The organism is Bradyrhizobium iriomotense (assembly GCF_018130765.1).
GTDB classification, from domain to species: domain Bacteria; phylum Pseudomonadota; class Alphaproteobacteria; order Rhizobiales; family Xanthobacteraceae; genus Bradyrhizobium; species Bradyrhizobium iriomotense_A.
The window spans coordinates 448,976-467,925 of sequence record NZ_JAFCJZ010000003.1 but is presented as its reverse complement, the minus strand read 5'-3'; the positions used below and the strand labels follow the sequence as shown (position 1 = coordinate 467,925).

Annotated in this window: 15 protein-coding genes; 4 read left to right on the top strand and 11 right to left on the bottom strand. The window is 65.6% G+C overall.

Going from position 1 to position 18,950, the window contains the following annotated elements; translation table 11 throughout:
- Nucleotides 1-109 precede the first annotated feature (109 nt).
- Nucleotides 110-787 carry an RlmE family RNA methyltransferase gene (locus JQ635_RS08410; RefSeq protein ID WP_211409389.1) on the bottom strand — a complete coding sequence of 226 codons (678 nt, stop codon included), beginning with the start codon at nucleotides 785-787 and terminating at the stop codon, nucleotides 110-112.
- 1 nt (nucleotide 788) lies between these two features.
- The gene (locus tag JQ635_RS08405; RefSeq protein WP_211409388.1) at nucleotides 789-1,862 is read right to left on the bottom strand and encodes a Ppx/GppA phosphatase family protein; all 1,074 of its coding nucleotides are present in this window, start codon (nucleotides 1,860-1,862) and stop codon (nucleotides 789-791) included.
- A 215-nt stretch (nucleotides 1,863-2,077) separates the two neighbouring features.
- Between JQ635_RS08405 and JQ635_RS08400 the strand changes: the two genes are divergently transcribed.
- The gene (locus tag JQ635_RS08400) at nucleotides 2,078-4,450 is read left to right on the top strand and encodes a xanthine dehydrogenase family protein molybdopterin-binding subunit (protein WP_211409387.1); all 2,373 of its coding nucleotides are present in this window, start codon (nucleotides 2,078-2,080) and stop codon (nucleotides 4,448-4,450) included.
- A gap of 121 nt (nucleotides 4,451-4,571) precedes the next feature.
- On the opposite strand, the gene JQ635_RS08395 is transcribed toward JQ635_RS08400, so the two are convergent.
- Entirely contained in the window at nucleotides 4,572-5,372 is an 801-nt protein-coding gene (locus JQ635_RS08395) for a MaoC family dehydratase (RefSeq protein ID WP_211409386.1), read from the bottom strand.
- Between the two features lie 107 nt (nucleotides 5,373-5,479).
- On the opposite strand from JQ635_RS08395, the gene JQ635_RS08390 reads away from it, so the two are divergent.
- The 3 genes from JQ635_RS08390 to JQ635_RS08380 all read left to right on the top strand — a co-directional run bounded on the left by JQ635_RS08390 (nucleotide 5,480) and on the right by JQ635_RS08380 (nucleotide 8,929).
- Nucleotides 5,480-5,971, top strand: coding sequence for a YaiI/YqxD family protein (locus JQ635_RS08390; RefSeq protein ID WP_211409385.1), 492 nt, complete (start codon nucleotides 5,480-5,482; stop codon nucleotides 5,969-5,971).
- A 2-nt stretch (nucleotides 5,972-5,973) separates the two neighbouring features.
- Entirely contained in the window at nucleotides 5,974-7,785 is a 1,812-nt protein-coding gene (locus JQ635_RS08385) for an ABC-F family ATP-binding cassette domain-containing protein (protein ID WP_211409384.1), read from the top strand.
- A 64-nt stretch (nucleotides 7,786-7,849) separates the two neighbouring features.
- Nucleotides 7,850-8,929 (top strand): D-TA family PLP-dependent enzyme, encoded by a 1,080-nt coding sequence (locus JQ635_RS08380; RefSeq protein WP_211409383.1) that lies wholly within the window; start codon nucleotides 7,850-7,852, stop codon nucleotides 8,927-8,929.
- A 131-nt stretch (nucleotides 8,930-9,060) separates the two neighbouring features.
- Here the strand turns inward: JQ635_RS08380 and JQ635_RS08375 are convergent, their stop codons facing one another.
- The 8 genes from JQ635_RS08375 to JQ635_RS08340 form a co-directional block, all read right to left on the bottom strand.
- Nucleotides 9,061-10,302 carry an NAD(P)/FAD-dependent oxidoreductase gene (locus JQ635_RS08375; protein ID WP_211409382.1) on the bottom strand — a complete coding sequence of 414 codons (1,242 nt, stop codon included), beginning with the start codon at nucleotides 10,300-10,302 and terminating at the stop codon, nucleotides 9,061-9,063.
- Nucleotides 10,303-10,452: 150 nt separating this feature from the next.
- On the bottom strand, nucleotides 10,453-11,370 hold the full coding sequence (locus JQ635_RS08370) for an SDR family NAD(P)-dependent oxidoreductase (RefSeq protein WP_211409381.1): 918 nt from the start codon (nucleotides 11,368-11,370) through the stop codon (nucleotides 10,453-10,455).
- 283 nt (nucleotides 11,371-11,653) lie between these two features.
- Nucleotides 11,654-12,133 carry a MaoC family dehydratase gene (locus tag JQ635_RS08365; RefSeq protein WP_211409380.1) on the bottom strand — a complete coding sequence of 160 codons (480 nt, stop codon included), beginning with the start codon at nucleotides 12,131-12,133 and terminating at the stop codon, nucleotides 11,654-11,656.
- A gap of 129 nt (nucleotides 12,134-12,262) precedes the next feature.
- On the bottom strand, nucleotides 12,263-13,978 hold the full coding sequence (locus JQ635_RS08360; RefSeq protein WP_211409379.1) for an AMP-binding protein: 1,716 nt from the start codon (nucleotides 13,976-13,978) through the stop codon (nucleotides 12,263-12,265).
- Nucleotides 13,979-14,110: 132 nt separating this feature from the next.
- Nucleotides 14,111-14,998, bottom strand: coding sequence for a 3-hydroxyisobutyrate dehydrogenase (gene mmsB / locus JQ635_RS08355; protein WP_211409378.1), 888 nt, complete (start codon nucleotides 14,996-14,998; stop codon nucleotides 14,111-14,113).
- Nucleotides 14,999-15,023: 25 nt separating this feature from the next.
- Nucleotides 15,024-16,091 carry an enoyl-CoA hydratase/isomerase family protein gene (locus JQ635_RS08350; protein WP_211409377.1) on the bottom strand — a complete coding sequence of 356 codons (1,068 nt, stop codon included), beginning with the start codon at nucleotides 16,089-16,091 and terminating at the stop codon, nucleotides 15,024-15,026.
- Nucleotides 16,088-17,233 (bottom strand): isobutyryl-CoA dehydrogenase, encoded by a 1,146-nt coding sequence (locus JQ635_RS08345; protein ID WP_211409376.1) that lies wholly within the window; start codon nucleotides 17,231-17,233, stop codon nucleotides 16,088-16,090. Before JQ635_RS08345 ends, JQ635_RS08350 begins: the two co-directional genes overlap by 4 nt.
- Nucleotides 17,234-17,354: 121 nt before the next feature.
- Nucleotides 17,355-18,851 carry a CoA-acylating methylmalonate-semialdehyde dehydrogenase gene (locus JQ635_RS08340; protein WP_211409375.1) on the bottom strand — a complete coding sequence of 499 codons (1,497 nt, stop codon included), beginning with the start codon at nucleotides 18,849-18,851 and terminating at the stop codon, nucleotides 17,355-17,357.
- Between the last annotated feature and the right edge of the window lie 99 nt (nucleotides 18,852-18,950).

Here is an 18,950-nt window from a genome sequence, read left to right as displayed (position 1 = left end):
CTCTAGCCACTTCTCCCTGTGGCTATGGGTCCCGGATCTGCGCTCCACTCTAGACAACGCTCCGCGTTGTCTAGAGCTGCGCTTGTCCGGGACGACGGTGGAGTCTGTGCTACCCGCCGCGAAATCCCGTCGCCAGCACGTATCGCTCCGACGAATCCTGCCGGCTCGCGGCCGGCTTGACGTGGCGCACGGTTGCGAAATCGCGCTTGAGCTGGGCCAGCAGATCGGCGTCGGCGCCGCTCTGGAACGTCTTGGCAAGGAACGTGCCGCCGGGCTTGAGCACATCGCAGGCAAACGCCGCCGCGGTCTCGACGAGGCCGACGATGCGGAGCTGGTCGGTCTTGCGGTGACCTGTCGTGTTGGCGGCCATGTCGGACATCACGACGTCGGCGCCGCCACCAAGCATCGCGGTGAGCTTTTCGGGCGCGTCATTGTCCATGAAGTCGAGCTGCGCGAAATCGACGCCGGGAATCTCGGGCATCTCCAACAAGTCGATGGCGACGACCTTGCCCTTGCCCTCCACCGAGCCGACGCGCTTGGCGGCGATCTGGCTCCAGCCGCCGGGCGCTGCGCCAAGGTCGACCACGGCCATGCCGGGCTTCAGAAGCCGAAACTTGTCGTCCATCTCCAGCAGCTTGAACGCGGCGCGCGAGCGATAGCCCGCCGCCTTGGCTTTCGCGACATAGGGATCGTTGAGCTGCCGCTCCAGCCACAGCTTCGACGACAGCTTGCGCTTGCCGCCGGTCTTGACCTGGACGTGCAAGCGGCCGGTGGTGTCTTTCGCCATCTCACCAGCTCCTGAGCGCGCCGTCCTCGCGCATCATCTCGACCAGCATGCCCTCGCGCAGGCCCCGGTCGGCGACGCGCAGGCGCGGCAGCGGAAAGGCGTGGCGGATGGCATCGAGGATCGCGCAGCCGGCCAGCACGAGGTCGGCGCGCTCGACGCTGATGCAGCTGTTGTTCGCGCGCTCCTCGTAGCTCATGCCGAGCAGCTTGTTGATGGTCGCGGTGATATCGGAATCGTTCATCCAGATGCTGTCGATGCGGCGGCGGTCGTAGCGCGCCAGATTGAGATGGATGCCGGCGAGCGTCGTCACCGTACCCGAGGTGCCGAGCAGATGCATCTCAGTGAGATCGCGGCCATGCACCTCGGCGAACGGCGTGACGTGGCTGGCGACCTCGCGCTCCATCGCGGCATAGATCTCCGGCGTCACGTCGCGGCCGCCGAACTGTTCGGCGAGCGTGACCACGCCATAGGGGATCGACATCCAGGCTTTGATGCGCGGCTCCGGATTGGTGGGGTCGCGCTCGATCCGCACCAGTTCGGTCGAGCCGCCGCCGATGTCGAACAGGATCGCGCCCCTGCCCCTGGGGTCGACCAGCGGCGAGCAGCCAAGCACGGCGAGCGAAGCCTCGGTCTCGCGGTCGATCACCTCGAGCTCGATCCCGGTCTCCGCCGCGACGCGGCTGCGGAACCCCTCCGCGTTCGAGGCCGCGCGGCAGGCTTCGGTGGCGATCAGCCGCAACCGCCGCGCCTTGCGCAGATTGATCTTGTCGCGGCAGATGCTGAGCGCCGCGATGGCGCGCTCGATCGCGGCCTCGCTGATCGAGCCGGTCGCCGAGACCCCCTCGCCAAGCCGGATGATGCGCGAGAAGGAATCGACCACGCGAAAGCCGTCCTGGGTCGGACAGGCGATCAGCAGCCTGCAATTGTTGGTGCCAAGGTCCAGCGCCGCATAGACGCCGGTTCCGGCCACTTGCGCGGGGACGGCCGGTCCGGTGGCCAACGCCACCGCCGCCATCGACCCCTCCAGCTCACCGTGCGGCACAAGGCCGTCGCGGAGCCGCGTGTGGTCATTCATACAAACTGTCTTTCCGCGGCCGGTCGGGCCGATCTGGAATTGCTTTTTCGCCTGAAACATTAGCAGCGCGGCAGGCCTGCGCAACAACGCATCACATAGGACCATGCCCATTCGTGCGTTGTCGTGAACGGGTCCGTGGGTTATCTGAGGAGGGGTCCGGCCCCCCTCCAGGCGCCCGCGAAATCGCGCAATTGCCGGCTTTTCAGGTCGATTCCATGCAAGAACACACCAAATCGTCCACGCTCGAAAACGCTATTGCACTGCAAAAATACGGTGTCGGCCAGCCCGTCCGCCGCAAGGAGGACGACACCCTGGTGCGCGGCAAGGGCCGCTACACCGACGATTTCAACCTGCCCGACCAGGCCTATGCCGTGGTGGTCCGCTCGACCCATGCCCATGGCGTCATCCGCGGCATCGGTATCGACGGCGCCAGGGCGATGCCGGGCGTGCTGGGGGTGTGGACCGGCAAGGACCTCGACGCCGCCGGCTATGGCCCCTTCACCTGCGGCCTGCCGCTGAAGAGCCGTGACGGCTCGCCCCTGCTCCAGACCAACCGCCAGCCGCTGGCGACCGACAAGGTCCGCTTCGTCGGCGATCCCGTCGCCTTCGTGGTGGCGGAGACCCTGGCCCAGGCGCGCGACGCGGCCGAGGCGGTCGAACTCGACATCGAGCCGCTGCCCGCGGTGACCGATCCCGAGGAAGCCGCCCAGCCTGGCGCGCCGCAGCTTTACGACCACATCCCGAACAATGTCGCCCTCGACTACCACTATGGCGACATGGACAAGGTCAATGCGGCCTTTGCCGGCGCCGCCCACGTCACCAAGATCGACATCGAGAACACCCGCGTCGCCGTGGTCTCGATGGAGCCGCGCGTTGGGCTCGCCTCCTACGACAAGAAGACCGAGCGCTACACGCTTCAGGTGCCGACGCAGGGCGTTGCGGGCAACCGCGCCAACCTCGCCAAGAACCTGAAAGTGCCGAACGATAAGGTGCGCATCCTCACCGCCAATGTCGGCGGCTCCTTCGGCATGAAGAACATCAACTATCCCGAATACATGTGCATCCTGTACGCGGCGAAGGTACTGGGACGCCCGGTGAAGTGGCTCGACGAGCGCTCCACCAGCTTCCTCTCTGACAGCCACGGCCGCGCGCAGAAGATCCATGCCGAGCTCGCGCTCGATGCCGAAGGGCACTTCCTTGCGGCAAAGCTGTCCGGCTACGGCAATCTCGGCGCCTATATCACCGGCGTTGCGCCGGGGCCGCTTTCGCTCAACACCGGCAAGAATTTTTCCAGCGTCTACCGTACGCCGCTGATGGGCGTCGACATCAAGACGGTGCTCACCAACACCACACTGATGGGCGCCTATCGCGGCGCCGGCCGGCCCGAGGCGAACTACTACATGGAGCGGCTGATCGACCGCGCCGCCGACGAGATGGGCATCAACCGGCTGACCTTGCGCAAGCGCAACTTCATCAAGCCGAACCAGATGCCGTTCCCGGCCTCCTCCGGCGTCACCTATGACAGCGGCGACTTCCAGGCCGTGTTCAACAAGGCGCTCGACATCTCCGACCACGAGAATTTTGCCAAGCGCAAGAAGGAGAGCAAGAAGGCCGGCAAGCTGCGCGGCATCGCCGTCGGCTCCTATCTCGAGGTCACCGCGCCGCCGAGCCCCGAGCTCGGCAAGATCGTGTTCGATGCTGACGGCACCGTGCAGCTCATTACCGGCACGCTCGATTATGGCCAGGGCCATGCCACGCCGTTCGCGCAGGTGCTGTGCGAGCAGCTGGGCGTGCCCTTCGAGAGCGTGAAGCTGGTGCAGGGCGACAGCGACATCGTCCACACCGGTAACGGCACCGGCGGCTCGCGCTCGATCACCGCCAGCGGCCAGGCCATCGTGGGGGCCGCAAAGCTCGTCATCGAAAAGGGCAAGCGTGCCGCCGCGCATATGCTCGAAGCGTCCGAGGCCGACATCGAGTTCGCTGACGGCAGCTTCACGATCGCCGGTACCGACCGCAGCATCGACATCATGGAGCTCGCCAAGAAGCTGCATGACGGCAAGGTGCCGGATGGCGTGCCCGACAGCCTCGACGTCGACCACACCAGCGAGCCGGTCGCCTCCGCGTTCCCGAACGGCTGCCATGTCGCCGAGGTCGAGATCGATCCTGATACCGGCGTGGTGCAGATCGTGCGCTACAGCGCGGTCAACGATTTCGGCACGGTGATCAACCCGCTGCTGATCGCGGGCCAGCTGCATGGCGGCGTGGTCCAGGGCATCGGCCAGGCGCTGATGGAGCACATCCGCTACGACGAGAGCGGCCAGCCGATCACGGGCTCGCTGATGGACTACGCCCTGCCGCGCGCCGAGGACGTGCCGTTCATGACGGTCGGCGACCACCCTGTGCCGGCCACGACCAATCCGCTCGGCAGCAAGGGCTGCGGCGAAGCCGGCTGCGCCGGCAGCCTGTCGACCGTGGTGAACGCGGTGCTCGATGCCCTCTCCGACTACGGCATCAAGCACATCGACATGCCGCTGACGCCGGAACGGGTGTGGCGGGCGATCCACGACGCGAAGGGCCAGGCGGCGTAATGTCGTGTTTGTCGTTCCGGGGCGATGCGAAGCATCGAACTATGGTGCGCAATTGCGCACCTGAGAACCTCGAGATTCCGGGTTCGGTCCTGACGGACCGCCTCGGAATGACGACCAACAGCTACGCCGCCGCCTGCTCGCGCGGCTGGTAGATCGCGGTGTGCTGGCAGTGCGCGAGCGGCGTGGTGCCGTTGGCGACGACGAGTGCGTCGAGGTCGACGAAGCGGTGGCCCTTCTTCTCGTAGTTCGCGGTGACCTTTGCGCGCGCGGTGATCTCGTCGCCGGCGCGTACCGGCGACAACAGCTGCATGCGGCTGCCGACGTGGATCCACGGGCCCAGAATGGTGTTATCGACGAGGACACGGTTCATGACCCGCTGGATCAGGCCGGGATGGCCGAGGCGCTCGCGCGCGAAGATCGGGTCGGTCTCCCTGATGTCGGCGAGATAGTCCGCGGCGGCCTGCCCTATCCAGCGGCGCGGCTCTGTGCCGAGCCATTTGCCCGTCTCGGAAATGGCCGGGCTGACCGGCTTGCGCTCGGCGACCGCAGGGACTTCGACATAATCACTCAGCGATACCGCTGGCACGGTTGCCGGCAGCGACGCCGTCCCCGTGGCACAAAGCGTGGTGCGGCTGAAGACCTCGATCGTCAGCAGGCCATTGTGCTCGGTGGCGTCGACATCGGCAGCCTCGCCGTCATAAACCGGCTTGATGAAGCGCGCCTCGACCAGCCCTCGGCTTAGGAAGTCGCGGCCCCAGCGCGCCACCGGAACATGCATCATATAGGCGAAGACATCGACACCCGGGACCAGCCCGCCCTCGAAACCGAAGCGGCGCGCCACCGTGTCGTCATGCATCTTGTTTTCGGAATGTTTTGCGGTGTTGTAGGCCTCGACACGGTAGGTTTCGAGCCGGTTCGGCATGGCTGGCTTCCCCAAATTTCTTGTTGTTTCAGGGCCAATCGTAGGCGCCGGGGAACAGCGGTCAATCCCCTCGCCTTTGCGGCCCGAATGGGGTACCACGCGGCGGAATGACCGACACTCCCACCCGCATCTATGTCGACGCCGACGCCTGTCCGGTGAAGGACGAGATCTATCGCGTCGCGATCCGGCACGGCGTGCCCGTGAGCGTGGTCGCCGGCAATTTCATTCGCGTGCCGCAGGACCCGTTGATCGAGCGCGTCGCGGCCGGCGCCGGCATGGACGCTGCCGACGACTGGATCGCCGAGCGGGCCCGGCCCGGCGACGTCGTTATCACCGCGGACATTCCGCTGGCGAGCCGCTGCGTGAAGGCGGGCGCCGACGTGATCGCGCCGAACGGAAAACCGTTCACGGAAGAATCGATCGGGATGACGCTGGCGGTGCGCAACCTGATGACGGATCTGCGCTCGGCCGGCGAAGTCACGGGCGGCCCGCGATCGTTCGCGCCGCGCGACCGCTCCGCCTTCCTCTCGGCGCTCGACCAGACGCTGCGCCGGATCCAGCGCCGCCGCGCCGATCAAGCCGCGACGAGCCAGGGCTGATCATGGCGCCGCCGCTGATCCAGCTGAAAGACATCACGCTGACCTTTGGCGGCACGCCGCTGCTATCGGGCGTCGAGCTCAATGTCGCGCCAGGCGAGCGCGTCTGCCTGATCGGCCGCAACGGCTCGGGCAAGTCGACGCTGCTCAGAATCGCGGCGGGCCTCGTCGAGCCCGACGGCGGCACGCGCTTCGTGCAGCCCGGCGCGACCGTCCGTTATTTGCCGCAGGAGCCGGATTTCGGCGACCACAAGACCACGCTCGCCTATGTCGAAGCCGGGCTCGCGCCGGGTGACGACCATCACCAGGCGCGCTATCTCCTCGAGCAGCTTGGCCTCACCGGAGATGAGAACCCGCACAATCTCTCCGGCGGCGAGGCGCGTCGCGCCGCGCTCGCTTGCGTGCTGGCGCCCTCGCCCGACATCCTGCTGTTGGACGAACCCACCAACCATCTCGACCTCTCCACCATCGAGTGGCTGGAACAGGAACTGGACAGCCGCCGCGGCGCGCTGGTGATCATCAGCCACGACCGTCGCTTCCTCACCAATCTCTCGCGCTCGACGGCCTGGCTCGACCGCGGCAAGATCAAGCAGATCGACCGCGGCTTCGCCTCGTTCGAGAGCTGGCGCGACGAGGTGCTCGCGGAAGAAGAGCGCGACCAGCACAAGCTGGACCGCAAGATCGTCGACGAGGAGCACTGGCTGCGCCACGGCGTCTCGGGCCGGCGCAAGCGCAACGTCAAGCGGCTCGCCAATCTGCATGCGCTGCGCGACCAACGGCGCAACTACCGCGGCACGGCCGGCACCGCTAGTCTCGCGGCGGCGGAAGCCGAGCAATCCGGCAAGCTGGTGATCGAGGCCAAGGGCATCACCAAGGCCTATGGCGAGAGAAAAATCGTCGAGAATTTCTCGACGCGTATCCAGCGCGGCGACCGGCTCGGCATCATCGGCCCGAACGGCGCCGGCAAGACCACGCTGGTCAATCTGCTCACCGGCGGCGCGCAGCCGGATTCCGGCATCGTGCGGTTAGGGGCCAATCTGGAGACGGCCACGCTCGACCAGCACCGGGAAAGCCTCGATCCCAAGTCGACGCTGGCCGAGGCCCTGACCGGCGGCCGTGGCGATCAGATCATGGTCGGCGGCAAGCCGAAGCACGTGGTCGGCTACATGAAGGACTTCCTGTTCGGCCAGGAGCAGCGCGGCACGCCGGTGGAGGTGCTCTCCGGCGGCGAGCGCGGCCGGCTGATGCTGGCGCGCGCGCTGGCGAAACCGTCGAACCTTCTGGTGCTGGACGAGCCGACCAACGATCTCGACCTGGAGACGCTCGACGTGCTCGAGGAGATGCTCGGCGACTACGAAGGCACCGTCATCCTGATCAGCCATGACCGCGACTTCCTCGACCGCGTCGTCACCTCGGTGATCGCGCCTGAAGGCAACGGCAAATGGATCGAATATGCCGGCGGCTACAGCGACATGCTGGCGCAGCGCGGTGCGGACCTCAAGCGCGAGACGGCGAAGACGCAAGCTCCTGCGGAGAAGAAAGAGGAGCGCGCCGCTACTCCAGCGTCGGCGCCGAAGCGGAAGCTGAGCTTCAACGAGAAGCACGCGCTGGAAACGCTGCCGAAGAAGATGGAAACGCTTCACGCCGATATTGCAAAATTGCAGCGCGTGCTCGACGATCCCAATCTCTATGCGAAAGATCGGAAGAAATTCGACGATACGTCGGCCGCGATCGCCAAGGCGCACGAAGAACTGTCTACCGCCGAAGAGCGCTGGCTCGAACTTGAAATGCTCCGCGAAGAAATAGAACAGGCCTAGCGCGCATTCCGCAAAAGTGGGTACCGGTTTTGCGATCAGAATGCGCGCCAACTAAAGGACTCCCATGACAACTGCCCTCGCCGCCAAAATCGCCCGCGAATACGGCACGCCCTGCGCTGTCATCGACATGGACAGGGTCGAGCGCAACATCGCGCGGATCCAGAAGGCCTGCGACGACGCCGGCATCGCCAACCGCCCCCACATCAAGACGCACAAGAACCCGACCATCGCCAAGATGCAGGTCGCGGCTGGAGCGAAAGGCATCACCTGCCAGAAGCTCGGCGAGGCCGAGATCATGGCCAATGCCGGCATCGACGACATCCTGATCAGCTACAATCTGCTCGGCGACGAGAAGATGGCGCGGCTCGGCGCGCTGCAGGCGAAGGCGAACATGACGGTCGCGGCCGACAATTCGACCGTCGTCGCCGGCCTGCCCAAGGCCGCTGCGGCCTCCGGCCGTCCACTCTCGGTCGTGGTCGAATGCGACACGGGCCGCAAGCGCGCGGGTGTCGAGACGCCGGCCGAGGCGATCGCGCTGGCGCGCGAGATCGCTGTGTCCAAGGGACTGCAGTTCGCCGGCTTCATGCTGTACCCGACCGAGACCGGCTGGGCTGATGCGCAGAAGTTTTACGACGAAGCGCTGGCCGGCGTGCGCGCGCATGGGCTCGATGCCAAGATCGTCTCGACCGGCGGCACGCCGAACCTCGTCAACATCGGCAAGCTCAAGGGCGGCACCGAGCATCGCTTCGGTACCTACATCTACAACGACCGCATGCAGGTCGCGGCCGGCTCCGCCACCTGGGACGACTGCGCGCTGCACATCTATTCGACCGTTGTGAGCCGCGCTGCGCCCGAGCGCGGCATTTTGGACGCCGGCTCGAAGACGCTGACGACGGACACCGGCGGCCTCGATGGCCACGGCCTGATCCTGGAGCACCCCGAGGCTAGAATCGCGAAGTTCGCCGAGGAGCATGGCTTCCTCGACCTGTCCCGCAGCAACACGCGGCCGAATGTCGGCGACGTCGTGCGCATCGTGCCAAACCATGTCTGCGTCGTCGTCAACATGATGGACGAGGTGGTGATGGTGCGCGGCGAGGAGATCATCGGCACGCTGCCGGTGGCCGCACGCGGGAAGCTGAGGTAAGGCGCTGCGGGAGCGCCCGCGCATCCTTCGAGCGGCAAACTGCCGTGGGGTGGGCAAAGCGAAGCGTGCCCAGGACTTCTCGTGATAACTGCGAAAGGTGGTGGGCACGGCACTTCGCGCCTTTGCCCACCCTACGATTTCTGCGATTGGGCGAACCACCCCAGCGCGCCCCTGCCCGCCGCAGCGCCGGTCGCGAACGACGCCTGGAGCAGATAGCCCCCGGTCGGCGCCTCCCAGTCCAGCATTTCGCCGGCCACAAACACGCCCGGCAGCTTGCGCAGCATGAAGTGCTCGTCGAGCTCGTCGAACGTTATTCCACCCGCTGTCGAGATCGCGCGGTCGATCGGCGCGACACCCCTGAGCTGAACCGGAACTGCATTGATCAGCTGAGCAAGCTCGGCCGGCGAGAACGCCGCCAGCGGCCGGCCGGATGCGATAGCGGCTTCCTGCATCAGGCCGATTCCAACCGGCGACAGTTGCGCTGCCTTGCGCAGGAAGTTGGCCAGCGATTGCTTGCCGCGGGTGCCTGATAAGCGCGTGGTCAGAGCCGCGGCATCGAGGTCGGGCCGCAAGGCGATCGTCAGCCGCGCCTGTCCGATCCCCAGCACCGCCTCGCGCAGCTCGGCCGACAGCGCATAGATCGCGCCGCCTTCAATGCCGCCGCGAGTGATGACCGCTTCGCCGCGCACCGTGTGCGCGCCGATCGTCAGCGCCACGCCCTTGAGCGGCTGGCCTTCGAAACGGTCGCGGAACACATCGGACCATGCGACCGTGAAGCCGGAATTGGCCGGCCGCAGCTTTGAGATGGCAATGCCTTTTGCCGCGAGGATGTCGACCCAGCCGCCGTCCGAGCCCAGACGTGGCCAGCTTGCGCCGCCGAGCGCGAGCACGGTGGCGCGAGCGACTACGGCCGATGCGCCATCAGGTGTTTGAAACAGCAGCCGCCCCTGCTCGTCCCATCCGGTCCAGCGATGCCGAAATGCGAATTGCACGCCGGTCGCATCCAGCCGCCGCAACCAGGCGCGGAGCAATGGCGAGGCCTTGAACGTTTTTGGAAACACCCGCCCGCTGCTGCCGACGAACGTCAACTGCCCAAGCGCCGCACTCCAGTCGCGCAGCGCGTCGGGCGGAAACGCTTCGACCGCGGCGCGCAAATGCGGCATCGCCTCACGGTAGCGGGTGAGGAAATCCGGCAGCGGTTCGCTGTGGGTGAGGTTGAGCCCGCCGCGACCGGCCATCAGGAGTTTGCGGCCCGCGGATGGCATGGCGTCATAGACGGTGACACCGGCACCGCCTTGCGCCAGCACCTCCGCTGCCATCAGCCCGGCGGGACCGGCACCGATGACGGCGATGTGGTTGTCGATTGTGGTCATGGCGAGAGTTTAGGCCAGATTCTCGCGCCGAAAACAGCGTCATTCCGGGGCGCGCCCGCTTGGGCGCGAGCCCGGAATCCATTGGGCGGCGGATTCTGTAGCACGATGGATTCCGGGTTCGCGCTACGCGCGCCCCGGAATGACAACAACTCAGAGCTTGATCCCCGCCCGCGCTGCGGCCTGCGCCACATACTTCTGCGTCTGCTCGAAGGCACCCTGCAGCGCCTTCGCCTTGGACATGTCGCCGATTTCGGCGAAGTGGGCGGCGATCGCGTCGGGCGTCCATTCGGACTCCGGCAGGTTGATGCCTTCGCTCTCCACGATCTTGATCACCGCAAACGAGCCGGCGCCGGCGCCCATGATGGTGCGGGTCGGTGCGTCCTCGCTGAGCATGTACTCGACCGCCGGCGTGATCGCGTTCGGCTTCATCAGTTGCAGCGCCTGCGGCGGCAGCAGCTCTTCGGTCATGCGGGTGGCGGCCGTCGGCGAGATGATGTTGACGCGGATGTTGGTCTTGCGGCCTTCCTCGGCGAGCACGTTCATCAGGCCGACCATGCCCGATTTCGCCGCGCCGTAATTGGCCTGGCCGAAATTGCCGTAGAGGCCGGAGGACGACGTCGTCAGCACGATGCGGCCGTAGTTGCGGTCGCGCATGCCGGCCCAGGCCGCCTTGCAGCAATAGAAGGTGCCGACGAGATGCACGTCGAGCACCTTCTGGAAATCGGCGGCTTCCATCTTGCCGAACGATTTGTCGCGCAGAATGCCGGCATTGGCGCACAAGAGGTCCACACTGCCCCACTCCCTGGTGGCGCGCTCGACCATGGCGGTGACCTGCTCGAAATTGGAGACGTCCGCGCCGTCGGCCATCGCGGTGCCGCCGGCCTTGCGGATCTCCTCGACCACGGCTTCCGCCGGCGACAGCGAACCACCGGTGCCGTCACGCGCGCCGCCGAAATCGTTGACCACGACCTTGGCGCCGCGGCTCGCCAGCCCCAACGCATGCGCGCGTCCGAGACCATTGCCTGCGCCGGTAACGATGGCGACGCGTCCGTCGAACCTGATTGCCATGAGTATAATTCCTGCTTCTTCTTCCTTCTCCCCTTGTGGGAGAAGGTGGCATAGGCGGCCTACGGCCGCCGTACCTAAAATGGACGCCGACGCGTAGCGTCGGCTACGGCGCCGGATGAGGGGTATCTCGCGGCAGCCGAGTTCGTGGAGAGAGACCCCTCACCCGGCTTCGCTTCGCGAAGCCACCCTCTCCCACAAGGGGAGAGGGTGAGAACCTCGAGAATTCGTCAGCTTTTGAGCAGCGATGGATGGCCGGGTCAAGCCCGTCCATGACGGGCGGCGTTTACGCGAAATAGATCAGGCCGAGCCAGTCGGCGACCAGTGCGGGCTTGTCCTCGCCTTCAATCTCCACCGTGACGTTGGTGCGGGATTGCAGCTCGTTGGGCTTGCGCAGCTTGGCTTCCGCCAGCACGAAGCGGCCGCGGACGCGTTTTCCAGAACGCACCGGCGAGATGAAGCGCAGCTTGTCGAAGCCGTAGTTCACGCCCATCGTGGTGCCCGCGATCACAGGCATCACCTCATAGGACATGATCGACAGCAGCGACATCGTGAGAAAACCGTGCGCGATGGTGGTGCCGAAGGCGGTTTCCTTCTTCGCGCGTTCCGGATCGACGTGGATGAACTGGTGATCCTCGATCACGTCGGCATAGGTGTCGATGCGGGGCTGATCGATCAGGTGCCATGAGGACACGCCGATCTCCTTGCCGACCATGGCCTGATAGGCCTCGAGCGTAATCGGCGGCTTCTTCCAGACTTCGTTCATTACTAGCTCCAACCACTGTCATTCCGGGGCGCGCGAAGCGCGAGCCCGGAATCCATTCCACAACAGACTCTGCGGCCAAATGGATTCCGGGCTCGATGCTACGCATCGCCCCGGAATGACAAGCACCACTTAAGTCTCGCTCCGTGTTTTCGGCAATTCCGTAAAATCCTCCTCACGGAATTCCCGGCCGCGCAGCGGATCATTGCGATCATCGTCGCGTTCGAGCCGTCGTAGCTGCACGCGGCGGATTTTGCCAGAGATGGTCTTCGGCAGCTCGGTCACGATTTCGAGGCGGCGGATGCGCTTGAACGGCGCCAGGCGCGTGTGCAGGTGTTGGAAGATGGAGAGTGCCGTTTCCGGGGTCCGCTCTGCGCCCGAGGTCAGCAGCACGAAGGCCTTGGGGATCGCAAGCCTGATCGGATCGGGGCTCGGCACCACCGCGGCTTCCGCGACCAGCTCATGCTCGAGCAGCACGCTCTCCAGCTCGAACGGGCTGATGCGGTAGTCGGAGGATTTGAACACGTCGTCGGAGCGGCCGACGAAGGTGAGATAGCCGTCCGCGTCTTCGAACACGACGTCGCCGCTACGATAGAGCGCGCCTTCGGCGCCTGCGAGTTTGCCGTCGTCGCCCTGATAGCCCTGCATCAGGCCGGCGGGACGGTCATCACCCAGCACCAGCGTCACCTCGCCCTCCCTCGCGGGATTGCCATCGGCATCACTGATCTGCACGCGATAGCCCGGCAGCGGCCGGCCCATCGAACCGATCTTGATGGGCTGGCCCGGCGAGTTGCCGGCGAGTGCCGCCGTCTCGGTCTGGCCGTAGCCGTCGCGGATGGTGAGACCCCAGGCGGCCTGCACCTGGTCGATCACCTCAGGATTGAGCGGCTCGCCGGCGCCGCAGACCTCGCGCAAGTTCACCTTGAACGAGGCGAGGTTCTCCTGGATGAACAGCCGCCACACCGTCGGCGGCGCGCACAGCGTGGTGACGCCGCAGCGGCCGACGGTGGAGAGCAGCGCCTTGGCATCGAAGCGCGGCTGGTTGACCACGAACACGGTCGCGCCGGCATTCCACGGCGCGAAGAAGCAGCTCCAGGCATGCTTGGCCCAGCCGGGCGAAGAGATATTGAGATGGACGTCGCCGGGCTTCAGCCCGATCCAGTACATCGTCGAGAGATGGCCGACGGGATAGCTGCGCTGGCTGTGCCGCACCAGCTTTGGTTTTGCCGTGGTGCCCGAGGTAAAATAGAGCAGCATCGGGTCGTCGGCATTGGTCGGGCCGTCGGGCGTGAAGCTTTCGGGCGCCTTTGCCGCTTCGTCATAGGCGAGCCAGCCATCCGAAGCCGCACCGACGACGATGCGAACGACATTCTCCGCACCGAGGCTTGCGAATTTTGCGACCTGATCCTGTGCGGCGACGACCGCTCTCGCCTTGCCGCGATCAAGCCGGTCACGCAGCTCGTCGGCGGTGAGCAACGTCGTCGCGGGAATCACGACCACGCCGAGCTTCATTGCGGCGAGCATCGTCTCCCACAGCGGGACCACATTGCCGAGCAGCAGCAGAAGATGATCGCCGCGCCTCAGGCCCTGCGCGCGGAGGAAGTTCGCGACCTGGTTGGAGCGGCGCGACAGCGCCGCAAAGGACAGTTTTGTCTGCCGATCCTGCGCGGCATCGACGATCCAGAGCGCGGGCCGGTCCTTAGCTTCGGCATCCTTCGCGAGCTCGTCGAACCAATCGAGCGCCCAGTTGAAGGGAACCGGATCGGGCCAGCGGAAGCCTTTGACCGCGGTCTCGTAGTCGGTACGGTTATGAAGCAGAAACGCGCGCGCTTCCTGAAATGTGGTCATGGTCCGGGCCCGTCGAATTGACCTTCGAGCGTAGCCCGGATGGAGCGAAGCGCAATCCGGGGCCGCTTGCGCAACGCGAAGGAACCGTCCCGAATTTCGCTTCGCTCCATCCGGGCTACGGGCGAAGCCTCGCTATTTTCCAGCGAGGCCGCGAACGTGCTTGATAATTCCGGAAAAATCCACCCCGCCTTGGCCGGCTGCGTCGAAGGCCTGGTAAATTTCCTGCGCATGCTGGCCGAGCGGCGTGGCCGCCCCCGCGGCCTTCGCCGCATCCTGCGCCAGGGTCAGGTCCTTCACCATCAGCGCTGAGGCAAAGCCCGGCTTGTAGTCGTTGTTGGCGGGCGAGGTCGGCACCGGGCCGGGAACCGGGCAATAGGTCGTCAGCGACCAGCACTGGCCCGACGAGGTCGAGGCGACGTCGAACAGCGCCTGGTGCGAGAGCCCTAGTTTCTCGCCAAGCGCGAAGGCTTCGCTCACCGCGATCATGGAAATGCCGAGGATCATGTTGTTGCAGATCTTGGCCGCCTGCCCCGCGCCAGCGCCGCCGCAATGCACGATCCTCTTGCCCATATTTTCGAGCACGGGCTTTGCCGCCGCAAATGCCTTGTCGTCACCGCCGCACATGAAGGTGAGCGTTGCGCCCTTGGCGCCGCCGGTACCGCCGGAGACCGGCGCGTCGACCGAAAGCACGCCGTTCTTGGCGGCGAGCGCATGCGCCTGGCGCGCACTTTCGACGTCGATGGTAGAGCTATCGATAATCAGCGTGCCCTTGGCCATGGCGGGCACAACCTCGTTCCAGACGCCGAGCACATGCTTGCCGGCCGGCAGCATGGTGACGACGACATCGGCGCCCTTCACAGCGCCCGCGGCGCTGTCGGCGATGCCGGCGCCATCGGCCTTGGCCTGGTTGCGCGAGGCCTCGACGAGGTCGAACGCCACCACCTTGTGGCCGGCCTTAACCAGGTTAGCGGCCATCGGGCCGCCCATGTTGCCCAGACCAATGAATGCGATCGTGGCCATTGTCGTTCCTCCGCTTGAGCGTTGATTAGTTGAACTTGAGCTCGTCGGCGCCGATCTCGGCGAGATACGGCGCTAGCATGTCCGGCGTCACATCCTCGATCCGCGGCGGCGACCAGGTCGGGTTGCGGTCCTTGTCGATCACGGCGGCGCGCACGCCTTCGCGGAAATCGTCGCTGCGGAAGACTTCCAGCGCGGCGCGATATTCGCGCACCAGGCACTCTTCCAGGCTCGACGATTTGCGCGCGAGCCGCAGCAGTTTTAGCGTAACCACCATGCCACGCGGCGATTTCTCGTTGAGCGTCTTCAGCGTCGCCAGGGCGAAGTCGGAGCCGTCGCGCTTCAGCGCCGCGACGATGTCCTCCATGCGGGCGAAGCCGAACAGCGCATCGATCGCCGGCTCCTTCGCCGCGACCGGCCCTGCGGTCTCGCCGGTTGCAAAGCCATCTATGAGCTTGCCGACCTCGGCGGCGGTCGTACCGGAACGGACCTTCGTCAGCGCCTCGCGCAGCTCCGGGAGTTTCGCTGCCGGCACCACCCAGTCCGCAAACTTCGCGTGGATCGCGTCCGGGCCGTTCATGGTCTGGCCGGTGAGCCCGAAATAAGTGCCGATCTCGCCCGGCGAATGCGACAACAGATAGGTGCCGCCGACGTCGGGGAAGAAGCCGAGCCCGACCTCGGGCATCGCAAGCTTGGTGCGATCCGTAACCACGCGGTGGCTGGCATGCGCGGAGAGCCCGACGCCGCCGCCCATTACGATGCCGTCCATGAAGGCGACATAGGGCTTCGGAAACTTCTTGATCCGGGCGTTGAGGATGTATTCCTCGCGCCACAGGATCTTGCCGAGGTCGCCGTTGACCTTCGAGCTTTCCCAGAGCGTGCGGATGTCGCCGCCGGCACACAGGCCGCGCTCGCCGGCGCCCTCCAGCAGGATCACGGCGACTTCAGGATCGGCCTCGAAACGGTCGAGCGCCTTTTCGACGTCGCGAAACATCTCCAGCGTCACAGCGTTGATGGCCCTGGGACGGTTGAGGCGGATCACACCGGCCGCGCCCTCGACACGGGCGACGAGATCGCCCTCTTCCACTGCCGTCATCGCGCGCCCTCGATCAATTTGCGCGCCACGATGAGCCGCATGATTTCATTGGTGCCTTCGAGGATCTGGTGCACGCGCAGATCGCGCACGATCTTCTCGATGCCATATTCGCTGAGGTAGCCGTAGCCGCCGTGGAGTTGGAGGGCATGGTTGGCGACCTCGAAGCCGACATCGGTGCCGAAGCGCTTGGCCATCGCGCAGAGCATGGTGGCGTCGGGGTCCTTGCGGTCCAGCGCGGCGGCGGCGCGCCACAAAAAGGTACGCGCGGCTTCCAGCTCGATCGCCATGTCAGCGAGTTTGAATTGCAGCGCCTGGAATTCGTCGAGGCGTTTCCCGAACGCCTTGCGCTCCTTCATATAGGCGCGCGCCTTATCGAGCGCGGTCTGCGCACCGCCGAGCGAACATGCCGTAATATTGAGGCGGCCGCCGTCGAGACCGGCCATCGCGATCTTGAAGCCTGTGCCCTCCTCGCTCAGGCGATTGGCCACGGGCACGCGGGCGTTCTCGAACATGACTGCGCGGGTCGGCTGCGCGTTCCAGCCCATCTTGCGCTCATTGGCGCCGAAGGAGACGCCGGGCGTCTTGCCGTCGATGACAAGGGTCGAGATGCCGCCGGGGCCGTCGCCGCCGGTCCGCACCATCGCGACCAAAAGATCGGTACCGCCGGCGCCGGAGATGAACTGCTTCTGGCCGTTGAGGACGTAATGGTCGCCGTCACGCACCGCGCGGGTGCGGAGCGCTGCCGCATCCGAGCCGGCGCCCGGCTCGGTCAGGCAGTAGCTCGCGATCAGCTCCATGGTGCAGAGCTTCGGCAGCCATTGCTGGCGCTGGGTGTCGCTGCCGAAGGCATCGATCATCCAGCTCGCCATGTTATGGATGGAGATGAAGGCCGAGGTGGTCGGGCAGCCCGTCGCCAGTGCCTCGAAGATCAGCGCCGCGTCGAACCGCGTCATGGCGGAGCCGCCGACATCCTCGCTTATGTAGATACCGCCCATGCCAAGCGTGGCGGCCTCGCGCATGACATCGACGGGAAAATGCTTTTCCTCGTCCCAGCGCAGCGCGTGCGGCGCGATCTTCTCCGCCGCAAACGCCAACGCCATGTCGCGAACCGCGATCTGATCCTCGTTCAGAGCGAACTGCATGCTGGGCTCCTCACCTTCCTCGTCATTGCGAGGAGCGAAGCGACGAAGCAATCTAGACTGTCTCTGCGGAAAGATACTGGATTGCTTCGCTACGCTCGCAATGACGGGCTGGGCAACAGCCCTACTTCATCAGCGGGATCGAGAACTCCGCACCTTCCTTGACGCCGGACGGCCAGCGCGAGGTCACCGTCTTGGTCTTGGTGTAGAAGCGGACCGAATCCGGACCGTGCTGGTTGAGATCGCCGAAGCCCGACTTCTTCCAGCCGCCGAAGGTGTAATAGGCGATCGGCACCGGGATCGGCACGTTGATGCCGACCATGCCGACGTTGACCTTGGCCGCGAAGTCGCGCGCGGCGTCGCCGTCGCGGGTGAAGATGGCAACGCCGTTGCCGTAGTCATGATCGGACGGCAGCGCCAGCGCTTCCTTGTAGTCATGCGCGCGCACGACCGAGAGCACCGGACCAAAGATCTCTTCCTTGTAGATCCGCATGTCCTTGGTGACGTTGTCGAACAGCGAACCGCCGAGATAGAAGCCGTTCTCGTAGCCCTGCATCTTGAAGCCGCGGCCGTCGACGGCAAGCGTTGCGCCTTCCTTGATGCCGATGTCGATGTAGCCCTTGACCTTCTCGACCGCCTCGCGCGTCACCAGCGGACCGTAATCGGCCGACGGATCGATCGAGGTGCCGATCTTGAGGCTCTCGACGCGCGGGATCAGCTTTTCCATCAGGCGGTCGGCGGTGGACTTGCCGACGGGCACAGCGACTGAGACCGCCATGCAGCGCTCGCCGGCCGAGCCGTAGCCGGCGCCGATCAGCGCGTCCACGGCCTGGTCCATGTCGGCATCCGGCATGATGATGGCGTGGTTCTTGGCGCCGCCAAAGCACTGGCAGCGCTTGCCGGTCTGGGCTGCGCGCTCGTAGATGTAGTGCGCGATCGGCGTGGAGCCGACGAAGCCGATCGCCTTGATATCGGGATCGTCGAGGATGGCATCGACCGCCTCCTTGTCGCCGTTGACGACATTGAGGATGCCGGCCGGCAGGCCCGCCTCGATCATGAGTTCGGCGAGCAGCATCGGCACGCCGGGATCGCGCTCGGACGGCTTGAGAATGAAGGCGTTGCCGCAGGCGATCGCCGGGGCGAACTTCCACATCGGGATCATCGCCGGGAAGTTGAACGGCGTGATGCCGGCGACGACGCCGAGCGCCTGGCGCATCGAATAGATGTCGATGCCGGGGCCGGCGCCTTCGGTGTACTCGCCCTTCATCAGATGCGGGATGCCGCAAGCGAATTCGGCGACCTCGAGGCCGCGCTGGATGTCGCCCTTGGCGTCGGGCACGGTCTTGCCGTGCTCGCGGGCGAGCAGCTCGGCGAGCTTGTCGTAGTCGCGCTGCACGAGCTCGACGAATTTCATCATGACGCGGGCACGGCGCTGCGGATTGGTCGCGGCCCACTCGGGCTGAGCTGCGCGCGCGTTCTCCACGGCGGCGCGGACCTCGGCCTTGGACGCCAGCGCCACTTTGGCCTGGACGTCACCGGTCATCGGCTCGAAAACGTCGGCGGTGCGGCCAGAGGTGCCCTTGACCTCCTTGCCACCGATGAAATGTCCGATTGAACGCATGGAATGGTCTCCTTCAGGCCGAGCGTGTTCGCTTTGACAAATCCTATTGACCTGCATTTTATAGGATTCAAGTCTGAGATAATGCACCATAGATGTGCG